Source organism: Phenylobacterium sp. (genome assembly GCF_037968635.1).
Lineage (GTDB): Bacteria > Pseudomonadota > Alphaproteobacteria > Caulobacterales > Caulobacteraceae > Phenylobacterium.
The window spans coordinates 1-23,248 of record NZ_JBBKVV010000154.1; the positions used below are offsets into that span (position 1 = coordinate 1).

The 23,248-nt window shown below is 63.4% G+C and carries 19 protein-coding genes, 1 tRNA gene and 1 pseudogene; 9 read left to right on the plus strand and 12 right to left on the minus strand.

Annotated elements, in window-relative coordinates; translation table 11 throughout:
* A pseudogene (locus tag AAC997_RS17620) lies at window positions 1-788 on the minus strand (hypothetical protein); the annotation flags it as partial.
* 349 nt (window positions 789-1,137) lie between these two features.
* On the opposite strand from AAC997_RS17620, the gene AAC997_RS17625 reads away from it, so the two are divergent.
* Window positions 1,138-1,677 (plus strand): nuclear transport factor 2 family protein, encoded by a 540-nt coding sequence (locus tag AAC997_RS17625; protein ID WP_340647012.1) that lies wholly within the window; start codon window positions 1,138-1,140, stop codon window positions 1,675-1,677.
* A gap of 272 nt (window positions 1,678-1,949) precedes the next feature.
* Here AAC997_RS17625 and AAC997_RS17630 read toward each other — a convergent pair whose 3' ends face one another.
* Window positions 1,950-2,147: a heavy-metal-associated domain-containing protein gene (locus AAC997_RS17630; RefSeq protein WP_340647013.1), complete on the minus strand. Its 198-nt coding sequence runs from the start codon at window positions 2,145-2,147 to the stop codon at window positions 1,950-1,952.
* A gap of 251 nt (window positions 2,148-2,398) precedes the next feature.
* On the opposite strand from AAC997_RS17630, the gene AAC997_RS17635 reads away from it, so the two are divergent.
* The 4 genes from AAC997_RS17635 to AAC997_RS17650 all read left to right on the plus strand — a co-directional run bounded on the left by AAC997_RS17635 (window position 2,399) and on the right by AAC997_RS17650 (window position 7,697).
* Window positions 2,399-4,924 carry a heavy metal translocating P-type ATPase gene (locus tag AAC997_RS17635; RefSeq protein ID WP_340647014.1) on the plus strand — a complete coding sequence of 842 codons (2,526 nt, stop codon included), beginning with the start codon at window positions 2,399-2,401 and terminating at the stop codon, window positions 4,922-4,924.
* Window positions 4,925-4,998: 74 nt separating this feature from the next.
* On the plus strand, window positions 4,999-5,400 hold the full coding sequence (gene cueR / locus AAC997_RS17640) for a Cu(I)-responsive transcriptional regulator (protein ID WP_340647015.1): 402 nt from the start codon (window positions 4,999-5,001) through the stop codon (window positions 5,398-5,400).
* 949 nt (window positions 5,401-6,349) lie between these two features.
* Window positions 6,350-7,231 carry a DUF6731 family protein gene (locus AAC997_RS17645; protein WP_340647016.1) on the plus strand — a complete coding sequence of 294 codons (882 nt, stop codon included), beginning with the start codon at window positions 6,350-6,352 and terminating at the stop codon, window positions 7,229-7,231.
* Entirely contained in the window at window positions 7,212-7,697 is a 486-nt protein-coding gene (locus AAC997_RS17650; RefSeq protein WP_340647017.1) for a hypothetical protein, read from the plus strand. Before AAC997_RS17645 ends, AAC997_RS17650 begins: the two co-directional genes overlap by 20 nt.
* A gap of 148 nt (window positions 7,698-7,845) precedes the next feature.
* On the opposite strand, the gene AAC997_RS17655 is transcribed toward AAC997_RS17650, so the two are convergent.
* From AAC997_RS17655 to AAC997_RS17680, 6 genes are all read right to left on the minus strand, one after another.
* A complete protein-coding gene (locus tag AAC997_RS17655; RefSeq protein WP_340647018.1) occupies window positions 7,846-10,971 on the minus strand; it encodes a DEAD/DEAH box helicase family protein in 3,126 nt (1,041 codons plus the stop codon).
* Window positions 10,971-13,667, minus strand: a complete 2,697-nt coding sequence (locus AAC997_RS17660; RefSeq protein WP_340647019.1) for a DNA methyltransferase — start codon at window positions 13,665-13,667, stop codon at window positions 10,971-10,973. The genes AAC997_RS17655 and AAC997_RS17660 overlap by 1 nt, the downstream gene beginning before the upstream one ends.
* Before the next feature lie 92 nt (window positions 13,668-13,759).
* Window positions 13,760-14,626, minus strand: coding sequence for a hypothetical protein (locus AAC997_RS17665; RefSeq protein WP_340647020.1), 867 nt, complete (start codon window positions 14,624-14,626; stop codon window positions 13,760-13,762).
* Window positions 14,627-15,023: 397 nt separating this feature from the next.
* Window positions 15,024-15,767 (minus strand): recombinase family protein, encoded by a 744-nt coding sequence (locus tag AAC997_RS17670; RefSeq protein ID WP_340647021.1) that lies wholly within the window; start codon window positions 15,765-15,767, stop codon window positions 15,024-15,026.
* Window positions 15,764-16,519, minus strand: a complete 756-nt coding sequence (locus tag AAC997_RS17675; protein WP_340647022.1) for a hypothetical protein — start codon at window positions 16,517-16,519, stop codon at window positions 15,764-15,766. The genes AAC997_RS17670 and AAC997_RS17675 overlap by 4 nt, the downstream gene beginning before the upstream one ends.
* 76 nt (window positions 16,520-16,595) lie before the next feature.
* A complete protein-coding gene (locus AAC997_RS17680; RefSeq protein ID WP_340647023.1) occupies window positions 16,596-17,249 on the minus strand; it encodes a hypothetical protein in 654 nt (217 codons plus the stop codon).
* 111 nt (window positions 17,250-17,360) lie between these two features.
* Here AAC997_RS17680 and AAC997_RS17685 point away from each other — a divergent pair, with 111 nt between their 5' ends.
* On the plus strand, window positions 17,361-17,696 hold the full coding sequence (locus AAC997_RS17685; protein WP_340647024.1) for a helix-turn-helix transcriptional regulator: 336 nt from the start codon (window positions 17,361-17,363) through the stop codon (window positions 17,694-17,696).
* A gap of 32 nt (window positions 17,697-17,728) precedes the next feature.
* Here the strand turns inward: AAC997_RS17685 and AAC997_RS17690 are convergent, their stop codons facing one another.
* A complete protein-coding gene (locus tag AAC997_RS17690; protein ID WP_340647025.1) occupies window positions 17,729-19,480 on the minus strand; it encodes a site-specific integrase in 1,752 nt (583 codons plus the stop codon).
* An 85-nt stretch (window positions 19,481-19,565) separates the two neighbouring features.
* Window positions 19,566-19,641 (minus strand) — tRNA-Ile (locus tag AAC997_RS17695).
* A gap of 147 nt (window positions 19,642-19,788) precedes the next feature.
* On the opposite strand from AAC997_RS17695, the gene AAC997_RS17700 reads away from it, so the two are divergent.
* Window positions 19,789-20,526, plus strand: a complete 738-nt coding sequence (locus AAC997_RS17700; protein WP_340647026.1) for an SIMPL domain-containing protein — start codon at window positions 19,789-19,791, stop codon at window positions 20,524-20,526.
* Window positions 20,527-20,564: 38 nt separating this feature from the next.
* Here the strand turns inward: AAC997_RS17700 and AAC997_RS17705 are convergent, their stop codons facing one another.
* A complete protein-coding gene (locus AAC997_RS17705; RefSeq protein WP_340647027.1) occupies window positions 20,565-21,029 on the minus strand; it encodes a hypothetical protein in 465 nt (154 codons plus the stop codon).
* On the minus strand, window positions 21,026-21,382 hold the full coding sequence (panD, locus tag AAC997_RS17710; RefSeq protein WP_340647028.1) for an aspartate 1-decarboxylase: 357 nt from the start codon (window positions 21,380-21,382) through the stop codon (window positions 21,026-21,028). Before panD ends, AAC997_RS17705 begins: the two co-directional genes overlap by 4 nt.
* Before the next feature lie 269 nt (window positions 21,383-21,651).
* On the opposite strand from panD, the gene AAC997_RS17715 reads away from it, so the two are divergent.
* Both AAC997_RS17715 and AAC997_RS17720 read left to right on the plus strand, forming a co-directional pair.
* Complete coding sequence (locus AAC997_RS17715; protein WP_340647029.1) at window positions 21,652-22,329, plus strand: hypothetical protein; 678 nt, start codon at window positions 21,652-21,654, stop codon at window positions 22,327-22,329.
* A gap of 3 nt (window positions 22,330-22,332) precedes the next feature.
* Window positions 22,333-23,248: peptidoglycan DD-metalloendopeptidase family protein (locus tag AAC997_RS17720; protein ID WP_340647030.1), on the plus strand; the 916-nt coding region annotated here is incomplete at its 3' end.

Below are 23,248 nucleotides of genomic sequence, written 5' to 3' on the forward strand. Positions count from 1 at the left end.
CCGGCGATATAGGCCTCACGCAAGGCTTCATGCCCCGCGGCAGTCAGCGAGAAATCGACCAGCCTGTTGTAGACGAGATCGACCGTCTCGCCCTCGTACTGCAAGAGACCGTCGACGAAGCGAAGTTCACCGGGATCGACGACCCAGGCCTTCACGCCGTGGCGCTCGAAGAACCGCTGAGCCAGCAGAAATTCAGGAAACAGATACTGCTCTCGCGGTTGGTCATCGACGATGGCGATCGAGCGCGGCCGATCCGCCCGCCCCTGCGAGGACCACTCCGCTAAGAACATTTCCCAGACCGCAGCGTCGAACTCAGCCATCGGCGCGGCCCGCATCGCGTCCTCGGCTTCGCGGCAGCAGGCGCCCTGTGCGCGGGCGAGGAAGGCGTTCAGGAAGGCGCCGCCGGCGTTGGTGTTGACCTCGATCAGCTTGGGCCCCTCGGCTCCAAGATGAAAATCGTAGCCCATGAAGGCGCCGCGCGGCCCGAAGTCATGCCGCGCGATCGCAGGCGCCCACGCCAATACCTGGGCTTGATAGGCAGAATCGGCGGCAGTCGCCTCAACAGCAGCGATCAGGTCGAGCATGGCCCTCAGATCATGCTCCGCCAGGAATACCGGCATGGCCGCGAACAGATGCGGCCGAGCCACGAGCAGAGCCGCCGCAAGGTCCGGATCGGACGCTTCCGCCTGGATCGCCGTCAGCAGACTGGCCCTGTCCAAGGTGACGCAGAAGCACTCCCTGTTGAGCACCGCATCGCGATCCTCGGCTCCGAGTTCGTCACCGGTCATGCAGGCCCTCCCCAGTGCGCGTTCGCGCTGCTGTGCTCCCAAAAGCGGCGAACGCAACACCCGCCGCCCAAGCCGCGACCGGTATCGTCAAGAGCCCGCGGAAGTCCGACCGAAGGGCGAAGTTCGCGGCGCTCATCGACGCCACGGACAAGAGCCCCCCGAGGCTAACCGGCCACGAAGGGCGGGGGCATCGGCCAAGTTTGCCATGGGGCTGTGTTCCTTCCCAACTATTGGAAGATACCCTTCACCTTATTGGTTCCGCTTTGATTCCCATCAAGCAAGGGTGGATGCTGGAGTGCCAAACCAGCCTATCCTCATGCATCGTCACACTCGTAATGCGGAGCTCTTCATGCCTCGGACAACAAGCCCCTGGAACCGCACCATGGGTACGCCAATCGGCCTTTGCGGGCTTTTCACCGCCGTCGTGATGATCGCGGCAGGAACTGCGGCGGTGGCCCACCCGGCAGGCCAGGCCAAACCTGCAACATTGTCGCAGCCCACCTTCGACCCGGCCGCCGCCGAGGTCGTGGACGCCTTCCACGCAGCGCTTGAGCGGGGCGACACAACAGCAGCAGCCGGATTCCTCTCCGACGCCCTCGTCGTCTTCGAGGAGGGCGGGGCCGAACGATCAAAGGCGGAGTACGCCGGCCACCACCTGCCCGCCGACGCCGTGTTCGCCAAGGCGGTGGGCTCGCACATAACCCGCCGAAGCGGCGGCGTCGGCGGTGATCTTGCGTGGGTCGCCAGCGAAGGCCGAACGCAAGGCCGCTACAAGGAACGCGACATCGACCGGATCACCACGGAGACGGTGGTGTTGCGGTGGGCGTCCGGCGCTTGGAAAATCGTCCACGTACATTGGTCATCGCGGGCGGCTCCGCCGAACCCATAGAGCTGGAGTCCAACGAGGCCCGCCGGGATTGCCCGGACCTCCACGGGGCCGGCGCAAGGCCTGAGGGGGTCGAGGCTCGGCGGGGAACACAGGCTGCACCACCAAGCTTGGCCCTGCCGTCGCCGGATCGGGCGGTCAATGCAGCCGCCACGAATATGCCTGTGACGCTGACCCGCCGCGGCGCGCTTACTCCAAGGGCGCCAAGCGTTGCGACAAGGCGCGCCGCTCCGGGTGTAAACCCTTCGCGCCGCCCTTGCCTGCTCGCGGGCGGCCTAGTTCGGCTGCGCGGGATAGCCGGCGGCGTCGAGCGCCTGGGTTACCTCCGAGTCGCCCGCCGAGGTGATGATCGACACCATCTGCGATGGCAGATCGATGCTGATCGTGGCGCTGGAATCGACGCTATGCACCGCGCGCGTGACAACGCCCTCGCAATGACCGCAAGTCATGTCTGGGATCTTTAGGTTCAGCATTTCAAACTCCTCGTTGCAGGACGGCGAAGCGCCGCGGGATCACTGTCGGGCTTCCATCCGCTGGAGGGTCAAGCGCGTTTTCATTGAAATCTTCACGACCATCCGCAAATCGGCCGGGCTGTGGAGACGTGTATTTTTGGTCTGCATTTTCCATGGCTTGGCGCGAGGCGAGAAATCTCGAACACCCCATTGACCCTCCAGTGACTGGAAGCATTAGACCTCTGGTCGAACGATACTCAGAGGACCAGTCCATGAACGCTCCCTTCAATCCGGCCGGCGTCTCCGTCAGACAAAACTTCCCGATCGCCGGTATGACCTGCGCGTCCTGCGTGCGCCGTGTCGAGCTCGCCATCGCCAAGGCGCCGGGCGTGGCCGCCGCGGCCGTGAACCTCGCGACCGAAGCCGCCGATGTCACCTTCGACGTCGGCGCCAAACCTGACGCGGCCGGGGTGATCGCCGCGATCAAGGGGGCTGGCTATGAGGTTCCCGTCGAAACCTCGGAAGTCGAGATCGAGGGCATGACCTGCGCCTCGTGCGTGCGCCGGGTCGAGCTCGCCATCGCCGCAGTCCCCGGCGTGCTCAAGGCCTCGGTCAACCTCGCCACCGAACGCGCGACGATCGAGACCCTGGCCGGCGGCGCGCCCCGGGGGGCCATCGACGCGGCCATCCGCAAGGCGGGCTATGAGCCTCGTCGCAGCGCCGTCGGCGCCGCCCCGGCCACCGACAGCCGGGAGGAAGCCCGCGACCGCGAGATGTCCCACCTCAAGCGCGACCTGGGGATCGCCGGGGTGCTGACCCTGCCGATCTTCGTGCTCGAGATGGGCGGCCACGCAATCCCGGCGCTACATCATTGGCTGGCGATGACCCTGGGCCAGCGGCCGCTCTATGTCGCCTTCTTCGTGCTGGCGACGATCGTGCAGTTCGGTCCAGGCCTGCGCTTCTACAGGAAGGGCGTGCCGGCCCTGGCGCGCCTGGCGCCTGACATGAATTCGCTGGTCGTGCTCGGCTCGACGGCCGCCTGGGCCTATTCGGTGGTCGCGGTCTTCTCACCCACGGTGCTGCCGTCCGGGACGGCCAACGTCTATTTCGAAGCCTCGGCGGTGATCATCACCCTGATCCTGCTGGGCCGCGTCCTCGAGGCCAAGGCCAAGGGGCGCACCAGCGAGGCCATCAAGCGGCTGATGGGCCTGCAGGCCAAGTCGGCCCGGGTCGAGCGCAACGGAGAATTCGTCGACGTGGCGCTCGAGGATGTCACCGCCGGCGATGTCATCCAGGTGCGCCCGGGCGACAAGGTTCCCGTCGACGGCGTGGTGTTGTCCGGCTCGTCGTTCGTCGATGAAGCCATGATCTCCGGCGAGCCGATCCCGGTCATCAAGGAGGCCGGGGCCGAGGTGATCGGGGGCACGATCAACAAGACCGGCAGCTTCACCTATCGCGCCACCAAGGTCGGGGCGGACACGCTGCTCGCCCAGATCATCCGCATGGTCGAGACCGCGCAGGGCTCCAAGCTGCCGATCCAGGCCTTGGTCGACAAGGTCACCGCCTGGTTCGTGCCGGCGGTCATGGTCGCGGCCGCCCTTACCTTCGCCGTCTGGCTGGTGTTCGGGCCTCAGCCGGGCGTCGCCTTCGCGCTGGTCAATGCGGTGGCGGTGCTGATCATCGCCTGCCCGTGCGCCATGGGGCTGGCCACGCCGACTTCGATCATGGTCGGCACCGGCCGGGCCGCCGAACTGGGCGTTCTGTTCCGCAACGGCGGGGCGCTGCAGTCGCTGAAGTCCGTGCAGGTGGTGGCGTTGGACAAGACGGGCACGCTCACCGCCGGCAAGCCGGTGATGACCGATCTGGAAGTCGTAGAAGGCTTTGAGCGCTCTCAGGTCCTATCGCTTGTCGCCGCTGTCGAGGGGCGGTCCGAACACCCTGTGGCAGCCGCCATCGTCGGCGCCGCCCAGGCCGAAGGGCTCGCTCTCGACGAGGTCAGCGCCTTCGATGCTGTGCCCGGCTATGGCGTCAACGCCGTGGTCCGCGGCCATCGCATCGCTGTCGGCGCTGACCGCCACATGGTCCAGCTGGGCATCGACGTCCGGCCGTTCGCCGAGATCGCTGTCCGCATGGGCCAGATGGCCAAGACCCCGCTCTATGCCGCCATCGACGGCAAGTTGGCCGCGGTGATCGCTGTCTCTGACCCGATCAAGCCGACCACGCCGCAGGCCATCCGCGCCCTGCATGACATGGGCCTCAAGGTGGCGATGATCACCGGCGACAACCGTCGCACGGCGGAGGCCATCGCCGCCCAACTGGGCATCGACGAGGTGGTCGCCGAGGTGCTGCCAGACGGCAAGGTCGAGGCCATCAAGCGCTTGCGCGCCGGCGGCCGCGCCGTGGCCTTCGTCGGCGATGGCATCAACGACGCCCCGGCCCTGGCCGAGGCTGATGTCGGCGTCGCCATCGGCACCGGCACGGACGTGGCCATCGAGAGCGCTGACGTGGTGCTGATGTCCGGCGACTTGCTGGGCGTGAGCAACGCGATCGCCTTGTCGAAGGCGACCATCGCCAACATCCGCCAAAACCTGTTCTGGGCCTTCGCCTACAACGCCAGCCTGATTCCGGTAGCCGCAGGCGTCCTCTATCCCATCAGCGGCACGCTGCTGTCACCGATGCTGGCGGCCGGCGCCATGGCCCTCTCGAGCGTCTTCGTGCTGGGCAACGCCATGCGGCTGAAGCGCTTCAAGGCGCCGGTGCGCGCCGCCGCCGGCCCCGTCGTGGTGGCCGGCAGCTGACCTCCTCGGGTCGCTCTTGACCTTCCACTAACTAGAACCTTTATGCTGACGGAAGTCGGATCGGAAGTCGCCTCATGAACATTGGAAACGCAGCGGAGAAATCGGGCCTGTCGGCCAAGACTATTCGCTACTACGAGGACATAGGGCTGCTGCAGGCCGACCGCGCGGGCAATGGCTATCGGGACTACTCGATGTCTGACGTGCATCGCCTGCGCTTCCTCCAGCGCTCACGCAGCCTCGGCTTTTCGGTCGAGGAGTGCCGGCAGCTCCTGTCGCTCTACAGCGACAAGGATCGCGAGAGCGCGACCGTGAAAGCTATCGCCAAGGCCAAGCTGACTGAGATCGACCGCAAGCTCGCTGAGCTGACCGAACTCCGCGACACGCTACGGGTCCTGGTGCGCAGCTGCCACGGCGACAAGCGACCTGATTGCCCCATTATCGAAGGGCTGGGCGGCAAGGACCGTGTCGCGGCTTAGAGGCATTAGATTTCCAACGCAGTGCGAGATGCAGGACGCCATAGCAGCGCCACGCGAAGCACGTCCTTCCTGCGGCTGAGCCGAGAGGTTGGAACTAGGGACCGCTTATGCCGCCCGTGGCCACCCAGGGGCCAAAGCGTCGCCGACCTCATCGTCACAGATCAGCACTGACACCGGGACGCGATAACCCTGGCCCCGGCAGCTTTCGATGATTGACTCACCCGATGCGCCCAAGGGACGACGCAACCGGCGGATACGTAGGTTTATTGCCCCCTCCGAAAGGGGTGCACCTTCCGAGCATTCAAGGATCAGTCGGGCCCTAGACACCTCCTGGCCCGCATGGGAGAGGCGCACGGCAAGCACCTTCGCTTCGGCCTTGCTGAGATGGACGCGGCGACCATCGGCGAAATCGCTGATTTTGAAGGGCTTCTCAGCCGGCTTCAGCGCACGGAGTTGGACGTCTGACAGAGCCATGGCGTTGGCATTTCACAAGCCAACGTTGGTATCCAGGCGAAAATGCACCAACAATCGCCCGATGCAGATGGACGTCGCTGGACTTCCTGGGACACAAAATCTCGCATTTACATTGGCTTGAGCGAAGATTTGAAACTTCCACGGACGGGGGTGGAAGCGTGCTGGTGGGCCCGGTAGGACTTTAACCGAGCCCGCCACAGGTTCTGCAAAAACAGCTACTTAGGGCAACCCATCACGGCCAATGTGTTACAGGCATGTGGCGCAGCTGAAAACCCTTGATGTGGGTCCTTCGTTGGAACACGAACCCCCACCTGACTATCGCGCCCAACTCCGTTGCCCCCGCCAATTGCTGCGAAGGCTGACACGCAGCGGGATATCGAACCTACACTACTGACCAGCCTCAACTTCAGCGCTCACCAGCACTTGCGGTTTCACACGTCGGCACGCAACCTGAGCGCGCGATGGGGGATAAATAATGGATAGCCGAATCAAAGGGCGATTTTACCGGCTCTCGGAAGCGCCTAACGGTCAGCCAGAGTTCGCAGACATCCTGCTTGCGATCATGGCGGGCGGCGCGCCAAGCGACCGTGAGCGCGACTTGGGCGGCGGCGTGACGCTGCGGCTGGAGCAGTGCGACGTCAGAGATCAGCTTGTGGAAGGCGACTTCTGTCGCGTGCAACGGGTGAATATTCCACCACAAGCAGGTGCGGCAGGGCTTGTCCCAATCCAGCTAAACGACGGGCACGGGATCGGTCATCTTGGCGCTTTCATCTACCATCGCCCGACCAGGGTCATGCTGCTTCAATCGAACATGCAATCTGCGACGCCGAATCGCGTGGCGCTTTACGTGGCCACGGACGATCCGATGCGCATCTTCAGCTTGAGACCCGTCCTCACTGATGACGCTATCGACCGATTCCGTGCCGGGCGAGCCCGAAGCTTCAGCGTGAAGTTCGCCGGTATAGACCGGTTGGACGTTCTGGATGATCCAGACATCCCCGCAGCGAGGGGGGCCCGCATGATTGCCGATGCCTACGACGGGCTCGACGTCGAAATCAAAGTGAGCGTCGGGCGCAGTAGAGACCATTGGTTGGCCCAGGGAGGGCTCCTAGCATCCATCGGGCGGCTGATGGGCGAGCCGGGCGTAGAGAAGCTCCAGGCCAAGATGGAGGGCGACGACCATCCGCTCGACCTTTTGCATGAACAGCTCCAAGCGGAGAGCGAGCTAGAACTTCCCGAGGGCGACCCGGCGCGCCACTATGCCGTCCGCCGTCAATTCCTCCGAGAAACCCTCGGGGCGAATATGCCTCTCATTCAGCGACAGTTCGGAGCACCGGATGGCCACGGTCGCCGATAAAGTCGCGCGTCGCGTCGAGGAGCACTACCCACACGTTCTAGGACTAGCTGGGGCCGCAATGATGCTCGTCTTCGGCCCCAATCTCATGACCTCAGCCGCCGCAAACGGCTGGCATCTTGATCAGCTCTACGCAGCGTTATTCAACCTCTCCACGGTGTTCACGGGTTTTCTATTCACCTTTTACAGCTTCGTCGTTACTGCCGACCGAGGCTTTCTCGCGCAGGCGCGGCAGTCCATTTATCTTCAACGCGCGAACGGCTTCACGATTGTGGCAATCACAGCGGGCTTCATTCTCTGCGTGCTGAGCATCCCCACCTTGGTATGGCAGCCTGCGCCCATAGTGCGAAACCTGGAGATGGTTTGGTTATCGGTCTGGGTCGGGACTTCCGTGTGGGCTCTCCTCGCGTTTGAGCGCGCCACGCGCCTCTTCATCATCTTTGCGTCACGGCATAAGGGGTCCCAGTGACACTGGCGCGGCGTGTTCATCCGGCGTGTGCAACAAGTTGCAATTCTCCGGCACCTCCAGCGACGCGACCACTTTAGTTCGAGGCGGCCACGTCAATTCGGCCCCCCTAACGCCGGGCCAGCATTCTCAGGTCAGGTTGAAAGGCCCTTCATCCCACGGATGCGGAGGCATACTCGTTGAGTATGCGCCCGAGCGCACCGGGGTCAGTGACAAGCAAATAACGCCACACACCATATTGATTGGTGCGATTGACAGCATCCACCCAACGGTTCGCGGCCTTCGCCTTGGCATCCGCATCGTCCGTGACCTGTCCCTTGATCTCGACGACGAGGTTCAAATCTTTGTCGGTCACAGCGATGAAATCAGGGATGTAGCGCGCGGGGATGCCGCGATTTCGATAAGGGATGAAGAAGCCGAGGCGGTCATTCTTGACCCAGCGCCTGACACCGGGATGGCTGTCGAGCAAGAACGCGGCGCTCTGTTCCCACTTTTGTGTGTCAGCGACCATCGCATTGAGATGGCACCGCGTCACAGGATAGATCGGCTTAGTGCTGTGGAAGTCCACATGGAGCGTGCTGCCGCGTCCCGCTGCGCCCTGCGGGATGACTGCGATCTCGGCGTTCGATGTCGCAGCCCCCTTCTTGAGGGCCTCCAGCAACGACCCGACAGCCGCCTGCATGTACTCGCCCACCAAGAGCACGTCGCAAGGCTGACTGCCGCCCTTAAGGTCGAGCTTTTCGGCAAGGAAGCGTTTGGCCGCGAAGGCGACCCTGGGGAACAGCACCTGCATTGGAACGGCTGTCGCGCCATTGTCGGCTGCCCAGCGCGTGCAAATCTCCTTCGCCAGTCGGAAGGCCACCTGCTGGTCCCGGAACATCGCCCGCCAATCCCTCAAAGACAGCACCGGCTTTTCGCCGGGGCCATAGGCGGCGAGTGATCCATCCGGCGTGGTGAGCGGCGTTAGTTCGACTATCTGCGGTATCCGCATGGGGTCGATAGTGACTTTCGACACCTGTCCCCAATCCACGAAAACGTCGAACTGCCCGGACTGGTGGTAGCCGGTGACAATCGGGAAGCTGATCTCGAATTCCGCCTTCTCCGCCACGGAATAGATGTGGTTCGGCTCGGGCTGCGGCGGCGTCGGGCCGGGAGGCGAGACCTTGAACGGGATTAGCTCGAACGGCACGCCGAAGACCTTGGCGGTCTCCTCGGCGAACATCTGCGTCTCTTCATTCAGCGCGTAGCTTTTTCGGCGGAGAGCGCGGCCCACCACCTGCTCACACAAAAGCTGCGAGCCGAACGGGCGCAGGCCGACGATATGGGTGACGGTGTTGGCGTCCCACCCTTCGGCAAGCATCGCGACAGACACGATGCACCGCACGTCCCGCCCCGGCGGAACCCGCTCGTCCAGCCACTTAAGCGAGCCATCATTGTCCTCGCTCTCGGCCTTGTCGTTGTGCTTGCGCACAAGCTCGGCCCAGTCGTCGGGCACCTTGCCACCCGGCCATTCGGCTTTTCCAATGGTGTCCAGAATGAAGCGCAGACGGCGCGTTTCGTCCTTCGTTCCACCTTCTTCGATGTCCTCGATCACCTTGGAATCGATGCGCACAGTCACCTCTTGCCCAGGCGCATTGCGGAACCATGCCGGAGCGGCCCCATAGCTGTCATTTCCGTTGGCGAGCCACGTATGCACCTCCCTCGCAACGGCGGTGTCGCGGCAAACCACGATGAACACTGGTGGCACCGGGTGCTTCTGCTGATCCCTGGCGGACTGCTCCCACTCGACAAAACGCTGATGCCAGTCGGCTGCTAAGAGATTGATGGGCGCACTGGCGTAGTTCATCACGATTTCGGGTGTGATGTTCGTGCCGAAGCCGTCTTCCTTGGCTTTGGCCTGCACCCAGCGCCAGATATTGAAATAGGCGGCTTCCGCCGCACCGGTCACGTCCCGCGACGGCAGTTGAGGCACCTTCACAAGGCCGGACTCAATAGCGTCCAGCAAGCCGAAGTCCGACACGATCCACGGGAAGGGCTGTCCCACCTCGTTGCCGGAGCCCTGGATATAGAAGGGGGTGGCGGAAAGATCGATGCAGAGGTTGATGCCGCGTCGGCGGCTTCCGCCCGCGAGCTTGTGGATGCGGTCGAGACCTTCGATCCAGATCGTCGCCTCGCGTGCGTTTTTCTTTGCTAGGTCCTTATCTTCGTCGAGCGACTGTTCGTCGCCCTCCGCCACATCGCCGCGTCGGTACGCGTGGTGTGCCTCGTCGTTGAAAATGAGCCAGTGCGGGCTTCGACCCTTCCCACTGCCAAGCTCGCGACGGATGCGCTTGAACCATGCGGCGTCGGATTCGAAATATTTGGTCTCGACCGTCTCGTTGGCCTTTCCCGCGTTCTTCACCACCTCTACCGGCTCACCCGCCTTCACCACCTTTGCGGAGTCGCCATTGACGCTGTTCGTCTCCTTCTTGGCGAGGCGATGCCAGTTGGCGATCATCACCTCGCCGCGCCGGAGTTCCTCCATGCGGTGGGGCGGCACAAGCTGACGAGTGCGGTAGAGGCTGAGATCGCCCAAGGCCGGGTTCAGTTCCTGAAGGCGTTCCCTGATGGTCACGTTGGGGCAAACGATCAAGACGGTATCGGTAAAGCGATCATCGCGGGGTGAGCCGACGCGGTTCAAGATCGACCATGCGGCCAGCATCCCCATGACCGTGGTCTTGCCGGAGCCAGTCGCCATCTTGCACGCATAGCGAATGAAGGCGCGCACCCCGACGGCCTTGGCTTCCAAGCCCGGCTCGTCCTTCGGGATTTCGGGGATGCCCTTCCGGTAGATGTCGGCGGCTTCGGCCAAAAAGATGATGGTCTCGGCCGCTTCGATTTGCGCGAAGAACAAGCGCTGCATCCGCTCATCGCTGCGCCAGAGATCGAGCAATTCCTTCGTCACCAGGGACGCGCCGTCATAGGCCAGACCATCGGAACGCGCACCTTCGCGCCATTCCTTCACGCGCTCACGCACGAGATTGACGATCTCAAGTTCGACTTTCTCGCCGCGCTCGCTCTCAAACATGTCCGGCTGCGCGCGACTGCGGCGGCCACTGCCTGCGTGTTCGGGCACACGGTAGAAATAGCTCGCTCGCCTACGTCCATCGGCCTTCACCGGTGGCTCGCCGCGCTCGATGCGCCAATGGCACTGCGGCTCGATGAACGGCGAATTGATGATCGGAGATTCAACCTCCGTGACGCTGATCGGCGGCTCCTGCCGCTGCGGTGCGGGCATCAGCTATCGCCTCCGGCCGCCTTGACCACCATTAGTTCGTTGCCGCGTTCGTCGATTGCCTTCACAGCAATGCGCCGCTTGTCGCCCAGGGTGAAGGGCTCGCTGACCGTCCCAGCCAGATGCTCCCACACGCTGTCTGCAAATTGGCCTTTTAGGGACTTTTGCAGATTGTCCCATGCGCTGGTCTTCGGGAAGAACACCTGAGAGGCGAGGAACGCCATGCCATTATAGTTGGTGTCGAGCATCCAGCACGGCAGATTTTCCGCCTTCACCTCGTCCGTTTCCATTGTGTCGGGCCGGAAGATGTCGAGACCCTTTATGACAACTCGATAGAGCGGCACGCCGTCTGTGCCCTCCCCCGCGGGGTCGAGGCTCACGTCCGGCAACCCAGTAATCGAAAAAATCTCGCTCGATTTGCTGGTCTTAAGGAGGTCGGACATCACAACGTCGGGCGTGACGGAAACATAAGTCGTTGGCAACTTGAGCTTAGCCAGCATCTCCCGCGCCTTGGCATCGATAGCGAAGCCGAACAGGAAAAGCTGCTGATAGCCCTGCTGCAACGCCTCGGTGTGGGCGTTGAACACATATTCTGAGCCGATAGCGCCATCCTCTGGACCGAACACAATGGCGATGCGCTTCTCCGCACCGTCGCGCGCCACGGCCTCGGCGTGAAGGTGCTCCCGGTCTGCGAGCGGGCTGACGGCCTCTAGCCCCAGCGTGACATTGCCGGGCAAGCGAAGCGTCTTGCTCTGACGCAGCACCTCGATCATGCGGTCAAAATAGGCGCGCGGGCTGCTACTCGCTGGCTCCCGCGATGACGAAGAAGTCTCGTCCTCCAAGTTCATCGCCGCCTGAATAGTGGCTTCGACGGTGAAGGGGCCGCAGACGCGGGTGATCTTATCGCTCACCTCCGCACGGTCGATGATCGTTTCCAGCTTCGGGTCTTCGTCGTTCGCGATGCTTCTGAGTGTGATGCGCGGGACGAGGCCGCCGGTCTCCTCACCCCTATTGTTCCTCTTGCGCTCGTAGACGAAGCCGCCCGCTGGGCCCTTCGCCGGGTCTTTCAAGCGATACCATGGGAACGTGCTGGTCAGGAGCCGCTGCCGGGCAAGGGCGATAGGCACGCGCGAAGTATCGACAGTGATCCAGCGGCGACCCCACTGTTCCGCCGTGTAAGCGGTCGTGCCGGAGCCACAGGTGATGTCCAGCACAAGATCGCCCGGACCGGTGGTCATGTGGATACAGCGCTCGACAACCTTCACACCCGTCTGAACGACGTAGACTTTTGAGTCCGTGAAACTGCCTGTGATTGTGTCCGTCCAGATGTTCCCGATCTGCTCGAAAGGAAAATCATCGGCAAAGCGCACATACTGGATGCTGTTCTTAGCAACGTGAATGCGGCCAGCATCGGCAAGCCTTTTCATGCCCTCGGGGTAGTTCGCCTTCCAGTGGGAACTGGCACCCGGCCTGTATGTCTTGCCTTGGTATTCGAATGGCTGCGGCTCCGAGGCTGAACCTTGCGACTGCAAATCGCCCGGCTTGTATGGTTTTGCGCCGTCAGGGATATCGGCCTCACCGCGAGCTTCGGCGGCGGTCACCCCTCGATATGAGCCGTCGGGGAGCATGAGCCATCGAGCATTGCCTTTGCCCAATTCGAGAGGCTGAGGGCGGAAGGCCTTATTGTAACGAACATGCTCCTTGCTCTTAGAATACCAGAGCAAGAAATCTCCGACCGTCGGCAGTGTTGAGGATTCAAAGCCAGAAGTAGTCTGAAAGCTGATCTGCGATACGAAGCCGCCGGGGAAAACTTCGTCGAGCACCTCCCGGACGTGATGCACGTTGTCATCGGAGATTTGAACGAAGATCGAACCGGAAGGCGTCAGTAGATCGCGCGCAAGCGTCAGCCGGTCGCGCAGGTACGTGAGGTAGGAATGAAGCCCAAGCTCCCATGTATCCCGATAGGCTTTCACCATCTCGGGCTCGCGGATCATTTCATCGTCGGAGCCGTGATTTACCCGGTTCTTGCGAACGAAGGGCTGAAAGTTCGACCCGTACTTTACGCCGTAGGGCGGGTCGAAATAGATCATCTGCGCCTGACCGCCCATGCCCTCGTATTCGAGCAGAGAGTTCATTACCTGCAATGAATCGCCGAGGATCAGGCGGTTCGTCCAAGGCCCCTTGTGTTCATAGGCGTCAAGCTTGTCAGCAACGTCGAGGTTGATGTCGCCGAACAAGTCGAGGTTGGTGCCGGTCGCCTTGTGGGATTTCAGGGTTTCGAGAATGGCTTGGGTGGAATGGCGCTCGTGAACAAAGAGCGGGAGCGTTGGCACCGTGACCTGCTGGCGCTCGGCCTTGCCCGCCCAATTCAGGAAGGGCTGGGTCAGGCTGCGCAGCCGCGCCCCACATTGCGAGAGGGACGTGAAGCGTTCCTCCGTTCCCTGCCACACCTGCGGCTGGGCGAACACAGCAGCCTCGCCCTTGTCTGCAGCGTCGGCGATCAGCACCAACAGCCATTCCGCAAAGGCGCGCTCGCCGTTCTCGTCCCACGCCAATTCGGGTGCGAGGCTGGAATCGAAGCGGTAACTCTTCGGCGCTTTCTTGTTCGAGAACTGCGCCTCGACGCCGACATCCGGGCGTTGCACTGATTCCTGTTTATGCTTGTAAACGGATGCGCTTGAAGGACCGTCCTGAGCCATATTGGAATCGCCTACCCCACCCCTGATTGAGCACCTAATCCGTAGCGCGATGGCGTTGCACACGCCACCCTGCGTAGCCGGGTGGGGTCGGACTAGGAGCGCGCCATTCCTCCCCCGCGAGGTGGCGCGTGCCCGCGCAGTTGAGCGACAGCTTGGCGAAACAGCGGCGCGACCACAAAGGTGGCGTGGCTCTGCTTCACCAGCACTTCATAGCGCTCCAACGCCTTCACCATCTGCCGCAGCGGATCGCCCGGGGCGAGCCGGATCGCCCGGTTGTTGACGATCAGCGAGAGTGCCGCATCCGCAGCCGCCCCGTCCGAAAGCGCTTCACTGATGCGCCGGACGAGATTGTATGGGCGCAGGCTATTCGGTGGAAAGAAGGTAAGTTTATCCAGGCTTTCGAGGACGGCATTCACCTCGTCGGCCGCCCTTCTCGCCAACGTATCAAGCAACCCGAACAGATCGGCGTCGCTTGATCGCGTGTGCAAAAGGAATTGTGTTGAGGTGAGCTTTCGCAGGTCGTGCGCAATCTCAAATCGGATGCGGCCGGTGGTCTTCGCATACACCCTCAATTTCACTCCGGGCCGCAACCGGACCGTTACCGACCGAGCGTTGTGAACCCTTCCAGTGACCCGCTCCCCATGCGGATAATCGAAGGTACGCGCCTCTGCTGAAGCGCCCAACCCTAGTAGATTGGGCTCAAGTTCCATCACGAGAGCGGTCGGATCGTCGCTGGCGAACTCCCAATAGGTCTCCAGAGTTCGCAGGTTGAGGTTCTGTGCAACACGTTGCACGAGGCCGCCCGAGCGCGTCGCCGCGCGGACGAAGGCAGCGTCAAGCTCATGAATGACCCCGCCCCAATAGCGGCGGAGATGCAGAGGCCATGCGTCTGGCTGGCCATGAGCCTGAGCAGCCCCGGTGAGCAGCACGTTGTCATTGGCGTCCAGGATCGTTTCCAATCGCGTGGCTCGGACCGTTGACCGACGATACATGGCTGGAGCGGGAAGCGCCCATTCTGAGACAGGAAGGCCAGCAAACGGCCGCGACTGTTGGTGTGCAACATACCGAGTGGGGTTCAGCGATAGGCTGAGACGCAACCCCCATTGATCTGGAGAGAAGTCGTCCTCCGCACCCGCGCGCCAATGCCTAAGCTCACCCGTGAACAGTGGCCCGCCAACGCGCTCACCTGACCCGCGCCCGCCTTTCCGAATTTGGAGGGGCCTTCGGGAGCCTGCATCGGCGAATGAAAGCCCGCCCTGGTCGGGCGCGCAAAGCGCGCTCAAGAGGGCGACAGGCTGTGGCGCGATCAGACGCCAATCGCCCACCTCCAGCCGGATTTGATCCTGCTTGGCGTCGCTAGGCGCGACGCGATGGGTGGGGGAGTAGGTCGGCAAGATGGACAGCGCATTCTTCCCCTGTTGAAACCCCTCCATGATGGGGCTGCGCGGTTTCCGCTCCCTGAAGCCGGTTGCAGAGCCGTTGAGCGGAGCCAGCGTGCCACTGCCTTCCCATAGGCGTCGATACCCCGCGAGCGTTGAGTTCCTGCGCGATGTCCCTGTAGGTCCGTGCTCCCTCCGATCTTATCGCGCTGATCGTCCCGGCAAGGCTATCGGCGCGCGCCTGCGCGGCATCGCGGTTGCGCTGTGCTAGGATCGCCCCTGCTCTGCCAAGCACCACGCCTCGCGCCTTTGCGGCTGCGAGCGCAGCCTTGGTGCGCTGGCTGATACGGCGGCCTTCCTCTTCGGCGAGGGCCGCAAAGATGTGGATCGTGAATTTATCCGCATTTGGCATGTCCACGGCGACGAAATCGGCGCGCCCCTCCATGAGGTTTGCGACGAATGCCATGTTGCGCGCCAGACGGTCGAGCTTGGCGATCACGAGCATGGCCTTCTGCTGGCGACACGCCGCCAGTGCAGCGGCTAGCTTCGGACGGTCAGACCGTTTTCCGGTCTCCACCTCCGTGAACTCTTCCAGCACGTCGCCGCTTCGCTGAGCAACGTAGCTGCGTACTGCCTCGCGTTGGGCCTCCAATCCGAGGCCGGACCGCCCCTGACGGTCGGTGCTAACGCGGTAATAGGCGATAAATCGGTTCTCGGTCATGCGCCGGTGCCGATCTTGTCTCGCGTATACGTTCGTTCGCGTGTGACGGTGGCCGTCGGACATACCTCCCCGCGCTGTTCCTTATGGCGGTGCAGCGGGATGCAATGCAGCGCTCCGCTTGCAACGGGTTGCAATGCTGGCTGGGCGGGCGCGCGGAGCGCCGGGAAACCAGGATACTGGTCAGAATGATCGCCCCACCCGTTAAGCATCCCCGGTCCGGCGAGGATGCCTCGCGGCGCAACGTGCGATCTGATCTCCCGCATCGGGTTCTCGCGCCAACCGATGTTGAACGATGCCTGGCGGCCGAAGAACACAACTCGGTGGAAGTCGAAGTTGTCCCATAGCCACCATGCCAGCTTCTCCCATTCGTCCGGCCGGTGGTGCTCCAGGAACCAGGGGATCACCACTGTCGCACAGGCCCCAGCGTTGCCCTCGGCGTCGCGGCGATCCCAGATGTGATCGGCAAAGGTCCGTTGATTGCTGCTGCAATTGAGGCCGCGCGCATTGCCGAACGCGTTGAGGTGCGCGGAACGATAGCCGCTCCGGACGTGGATGCGGCCGAACGTGTCTTGCAAGGGCTCTAGGATCGTCTCGCAAAGCCGTCGGCCAGCGTAGACGGCAAGGTCAAGGTCGTCCGGTACGTTCGGAATGCCAAAGGCTGCGCCGATCTCCGAGAACAGGAAGTCCCGAATGTAGAAAGAGCGAGACAACTGGACACGCCCCATCTCATCCAACTCTCTATACCGACGCATGAACACCTACTCCCTACTCTTCTATTCTCCTATGTGACCGAACCTTTGTCAACGAAAACGCATATAAATCAGTGACTTACTCTGACAACCAAGCCGCGCACCTCTCACGCTCTTCCTGGTAACGCCCCATGAGCCGCAGACGGTTCTGGACAGCCGTCGTGCCCTGCCCCTCGGTCGCCGCGCTGCGCGCGACCGACGCCAAGTTGCTGGCTGCGCGCTCGCAAGGCGCGACCCTTTCCATGTCGCCCGTTCCACGCAGCGGCTCTCGATCCCGCACCATCGCGAAGCTGACTTTCTGAACGGCGATTTGTGCGTCGCGCACCAGATCGACCCGGCCGTTCTGAACGGCGTTGGTGAGCACCACTTCGGCCGCGTCCAGCGTCTCTAGCCCCGCCCTGGTCTTTTCCCTCAGCGCCGCGAGATCGGCCGGGCGCGCCGAAGGAGCTTCTGTCAGCTTCTCACCCGGCTTGATCCTGACCAGATACGACGGGTCGCCCGACGGCGCGTCCGCCCGAGCTACATCAGCGGGTGCCGGTGGCGCTGGAGCCTGCGCCTCAGCCACAGGCGCAGGGCTAGGAATGGCGATGGCCGCTGCAACGGCTGCGATCTGGACCCCGATGAGGGCGAGGCCAGCCTGTTTCCGCCCTTTAAACGGGGGCAGTGGTCGGAACAGACTGACAAGCGCGTACATGCTCCCGAGGAACCATCCGAACCCAAGCACCAACTCCACCGGCATCTCCTCACGGCTTCCGAACGACAACGCGTAGTATAATACGAGTTATTGTCTGAAAGCCGAGTTTCGCGCGGTGTCGCTTGGGGTCCTGCCGATGGACTTTCGGGCATGTCGCTCAAGCTACGGGTCGGGGGCCGCCTCCGCGAGATCAGGAAGTCGAGGGGGCTCACTCAGGAGCGGCTGGCAGAGCGCATTGAGCGTTCTGTGGACGCCGTGTCGGCCTTGGAGCGCGGCCTTGCGCTTCCCAGCTTTGAGACACTTGAGAAGCTAGCTGAAGCTTTGGACGTGCCCATCCGCGACTTCTTTGATCTGGAGGACGGCGCGTCCGAGCACCGAACGCATATGCTCACCCGACTGCTTATGAACGCGCGCGCACTCGGTGACGCAGACCTTGAGATCGCGGTCGAACAGGTCGCACTGTTGGCCCGGCGGGGCGGGAAGTAGTCGCCCTCGTTACGGTGCGCAGTGGCGCTTCCCTAATCCGAAGCCAGCGGTAGTTTGAACCCGTCAAAGTCGAGCTTCTTCATTGCTCGATCCAAGACCGGGACCATCCCCCGGTTCCCGTAGCGGGTCGCCTGATTGATCGCCGACCAGCCCCCGAGTGCGCGCGATGTCTCATCATTAATGTCCGCCATCCGGCAGGCATCACGGAAACCATGCCTGAAGCTGTGAAAAACCAAGGAGGGCTGTACAAAACCGATGCCTCGCTTGAAGCGGCCAAACCACTTTGAAAATTCGTGAGAGAAATTGCCTTTCCGTCCGGCTTTCAGGTCGGGAAACAGGCGATCATGATTGTGTTGGCGTTCCACAAACTGGATGAACCCAGCCTCAATGATCGCAGGGTGCAAAGGGACGATCCGCTCGCTGGCCGCAGTCTTGAGCCGCTTGTCTGCAACGCGTGCGCCATCCGGCCCGAATTCCGACAGATTGAGGCAATGCACACCGTCCACCTCAATCACATCCACGGAGCGAAGCTGACAAATCTCCCCCGCGCGAGCCCCGGTGTATACCGCCAACGCAGGTACCCAGAACTTGGTTGGTACATCCTCACGGAACTGTTCCAGGGCAGCAAAGACCTTTTTCAGTTCGTCGGCCTCAAAGCCTCGGCGCTGGACATTTGGCCGCCTGCTTCCCGTCAATCCCTGGGCGGGGTTCCGATGAACTCCCCAATCGCCTTGCCTTTCCGCCCAATTAAAAATGGCCGACAGGTTCTGCATGTAGCTTCCCACGGTGGTCGCAGCCATCGCAGGAAGCCCCTTCTTCTCTCGCACCAACGCGGCCTCGGTAAGCGTGATGCCGCCAAAGCGCTTCGTGATGTTGGGCGGTGTTACGTCGAGAAGCGCTTTCACCCGCACACAGTCGGACGCCTTGATCGCCGCGACCGCAAAATCTGAACCTAGCGTCTCCTCCAGGGCCCGGAACAGAAGCTTGTATTTTCGGTCCGTGCTCTCCTTGTCGTAGGAAGCCTCCCGGTATCGCCCATACTCCCGGACGAGATCGGCGACCGTGCGCCGACCCATCGCAGCGGAGGTGCTCGCGGCCATCGGGGCGTGGGGAGACCGCACTCCCTCAGGGTTGAACAGCGGATCAAACGTCGCTGCCTGCCTGCCGTCCAATTGATCTCGCGACACTGCAATGTCGGCTAGCAAGGCTCGTCGGACGAGATTGATCAAGTACGCGTACTGGGACGTGGAGCGATCAACGACGGGAACCGCCGCCTTGGTCCGCGAGTGCCCCAGCTTTCGGGTCCTCGCCGCCATGCCCGCGTCGAGCAAGAGCCTGTTGGCGGCGTTTTCCACGGGGTCCATGTCATGCGGATCAGGCGCACGGATACGGCTCTCGTCGTCCGCCAGATGGTCCAGATGGGTGCGCGCATCGAGCGTGTCGAAGGACGGCTCCCGCAACGCGGCCCGCTTTCGGAACCAAGCGCCCACGAGCGTCTCGATGTCGGCATCAGACAGGAGTTCGAGCCGCCCCGTCCGAAGTGCCGCCTGCACAGGGCCCTGAGCCGCTAGCTCGGAACGGAGTTCGTGAAACCGGCGCTCGATGTCGGCCAGCCGAAATGGATAGCGCCGCTCGGCCTCCCTTGGGTCGGTGGTCCCCAGGCTTATGGCGATCTGCTCGCGGCTTTCGACGTGGCGCAGGTCCATGGGCACGCGTTTTTTCACGTACCACGTGCTGCCTCGGCGGTAGACGCCAGGATAACGGCCCAAGTCGATCTCGCTCAAAGTGGTACACCAATGTGTGACAGGTGGAGCCGAGAAGCTGTTCTGGACCAAAGACTTGTGCTCGGACAAGCCCTTAGGAAGACGCTGGTGGGCCCGGTAGGACTCGAACCTACAACCAGACCGTTATGAGCGGTCGGCTCTAACCATTGAGCTACAGGCCCCTGCAGCGCGGCCTGCGGGTTACCATGGGCTGCACGGCCGTTAAAGGCGCCGTTCAGCTTGGCCTTGTCATGAAGGAACCCTGCCCTGTGTTCTTCGTTTGAAAGCGGGGTGGTACAGTCAAGCTCGAACCCCTTTGGGAGACACCTATGAAATCCTTCGTCCGCGCCGGCGCCCTCAGCCTGCTCCTGGCCACCACGGTCGCGGCGCCCGCCGCCCTGGCCCAGGCCGCCCCGCCCGCCGCCGACTCCATGTTCCGGGCCACCACACTGAACCTTTCGGCCTATGGCGAGACCCGAATCGCGCCGGACATGGCCACCATCAATCTGGGCGTGAACACCGAGGCGCCGACGGCGTCAGCCGCCATGGCCGCCAATGCGACCCAGATGAACAAGATCTTCGCCGCCCTGCGCCGCGCCGGCATCGCCGACAAGGACATCCAGACGTCGGGTCTGAACCTGAACGCGCAGTACGACTATGTGCAGAACGAGCCGCCCAAGCTGCGGGGTTATCAGGCCAGCAATACCGTGACCGTCACCGTCCATGACCTGACCCGCCTGGGTTCGGCCGTCGACGCCACGGTCAATGCCGGGGCAAACCAGGTGAACGGCATCTCCTTCGGCCTGAACGATCCCACGGCCGCCGAGAACGCGGCCCGCGAAGCGGCGGTCAAGGCGCTGTCGGCCAAGGCCAATCTCTATGCGCGCGCCACCGGCTACCGGGTCGGCAGACTGGTGACGCTCAGCGAAGGCGGCGGCTATACCCCGCCCTCCCCCATGCCGATGATGGCTATGGCGCGCTTCGACAAGGCGGAGTCGACCCCGGTCGCCGGGGGCGAATTGAAGGTGCGGGTGGACGTGACGGGGCTCTACGAGCTGACGCGCTAGGCGGCGATGTCTTCCTCCCCGCTTCGGCGGGGAGGACCCTACCGCTTGATCAGGCCAACCTTTTCGAAGGCGTTCTTCAGCTTGTCGGCGACCACGATACCCGGCGGGGTGTTGGGGCCCTCCATCGCGGCGGCGTAGACAAGTTCCTCATGGGTCTCGATGGGCCCCGCAGCCCAGGCCACGGTGCGCCCGCCATCCGGCGAACTAGGGCAGCTGACATTTATCGGCTGTCGGGTCTTCGCCGTCACGTTCAGCAGTTCACCCAATGTCCGGCTCGCGCCGTCGCAGGCCGGCAGGACCCGAGCGCAGGTGACGTTGGAGCCGAAGCGATGGACGGTTTCGCCGGAACCGGTTTCCCCGATCAGAACGCAGGTGCCGGGATCGCCCACCGTGTCGTTGATCGCCGCATCCAGGGCGGCGATGTCCACATCCTTCAGGACCGCCGGCGAGCAGGCCGACAGGCTGAGGACCAGGGCCGCCGCCAGGGTCAGGCGCGAGCTCACGCGGCCTTCTTCATCTCGTTGGCGTCATCCAGCAGCACGACGGTCGGCGAGTAGTTGCGGGCCTCCTCGGCCGGCAGCATGCCGTAGGTCACGATGATGACCTTGTCGCCCTTCTGCACCAGGCGGGCGGCGGCGCCGTTGACCCCGATCACCCTGGAGCCTCGCGGCGCCTCGATGGCGTAGGTGGTGAAGCGGGCGCCGGTTGTGATGTTGAGCACATCCACCTGCTCGTGCGGGAGGATGCCCGAGGCGTCCAGCAACTCGCGGTCGATGGCGATGGAGCCCTCATAGTCCATGTCGGCCTGGGTCACCGTGGCGCGGTGCAGCTTGGCCTTCATCAGGGTCACCAGCATGGGCAGTCCTTACGCACATGGGCGCGCGGGGCTGCTCGGCCTCGCGACAGGGACGTGCATATAGCCAGCAAGTGAGGTGGGTTCAATTGCGGCGACGCAACAAAGATGACCTAGCGTCAACCGAATTTGCCCCAGCGCCCCGCAATCAGCGGGAGAGTTGGCCAGCATTTTGGCGATTTGGTGTTGAACCCATATTGGGGATACAACCCGGGGTTAACAGCGGCGCGCAACCGCGCGAACGTCTGACATTGACGTGATGGCGGGGGCCAATGCGAAATCCGAAGATCCGAGCCCTGATCGTCACAGCGGCGACGCTCGCCGCCGTGACCGCCAGCGCGCAGGTGGCGCCGCCCCCTGCGCCCTCAACGCGCCCCGCCGCGGCCCGCCCGGCCGAGGTGCGTCCCGGCGTCCTCGCCATTCCTGGCGCGCTCGGCCCGGTCGCCCGTCCGCCGGGCGGACCCGGTGGCATTGACTGGAAGGGCGCGGTCGGCGGCCTTCGCCAGAGCGGCGGCGGGAACTCCCCGGTCGGTCGCGGTCTCGATCAAGCCGCCGTGGACAAGACCAAATTGCCCATCCTGTTGCCCAATGACGCCGATCTGATGGGCGGGGCGCGAATCTATACCTTCGGCGACTACTACTCGATCACCGCCGACCTCACCGGCGCGCGGGTGTCACTGACCGGCGCAGCGAAGACCACGCCCCTACCCGCCACATCCAAGCTGAACCTGCCGAACATCGGCCCCGAACAGCTGGTGATCCAGCGCACGGTGGACGGCCAACTGGCCAGTTTCGTCCGCTACGGCGTCCTCTACACCGCCGAACTGCGCTGCGACGCGCCATCCGACGCCCGCTGCCGGACGGAAACCTATGTGAGATCCCTGGTGGCCAAGAGCACCGTCGTGGTGATGGGCAAGGCCGCCCGTCAGGCCGCCGGACTGGGGGCCTAGGACATGCGCGCACCCCTGATCTTCCTGATCCTGATCCTCCTCGCGGTCCTGGCCCTGGTTGGCTACAATTCCGGATGGTTCGGAACCCCAGCGGCAGGCCCCAGCCCGACGGTCGCAGGTGATGTCCTGCCGGGCGCTCCCGTGGCCACCGGTCCGTCGGCGGAGCCCGACGAACCCGTCGGCGACGGCGGTGTCGAACAGCTTCCCGACGAGCCCAACGCCGAGACGCCCGTCGATCCGGTGAAGACTGCGGAGGTTCCCGCCGCCGGAACCTTCGGCCATTTTCCGACCGGCGAGCTGCTGCCGAAATCCGGCTCCGGCTACCTCGACCGCACCGCCTGGGCGCCGAATCTCTGCTTCCCGTTCGCCGACGACGCCTTCGCCAACTCCCAAGTCTATGGGGCCGGCGGCGGCATGGGCCCGAAGGACAAGCCCAGCCAGTGCGACGCCAGCAACTACAGCCTGCCCTGGAGAGACAATTTCTGTGAAAGCCGCGGCCATTCCAGCCCGCTCTGCGCCAACGGCAAGGGCCACCAGGGTCAGGACATCCGGCCGGCCACCTGCAAGAAGGACAAGCACTGGGTGGTCGCGGCCGAGGACGGGATCATCACAGACATGGGGACCTATACCGTCACCCTGACGGCGTCGGCGCCGCCGCACCGGGTTTACCGCTACCTGCACATGCGGATGAACCAGCTGGCCGTGAAGGAAGGCGCCTCGGTCAAGGCCGGCGACAACCTGGGCAAGGCCTCCAATGACTTCGGAGGCACCCCCACCACCATCCACATGCACTTCGAGATCCGCTCCGGCGTCGCCGGGACCTCGACAGATGGCAAACCGGTGGTGCTGCACACCTTCCTGCCGCCCTACCAGAGCCTGGTGGCCGCCTATGACCGCAAGCGCGCGGGCCAGGCGTGTC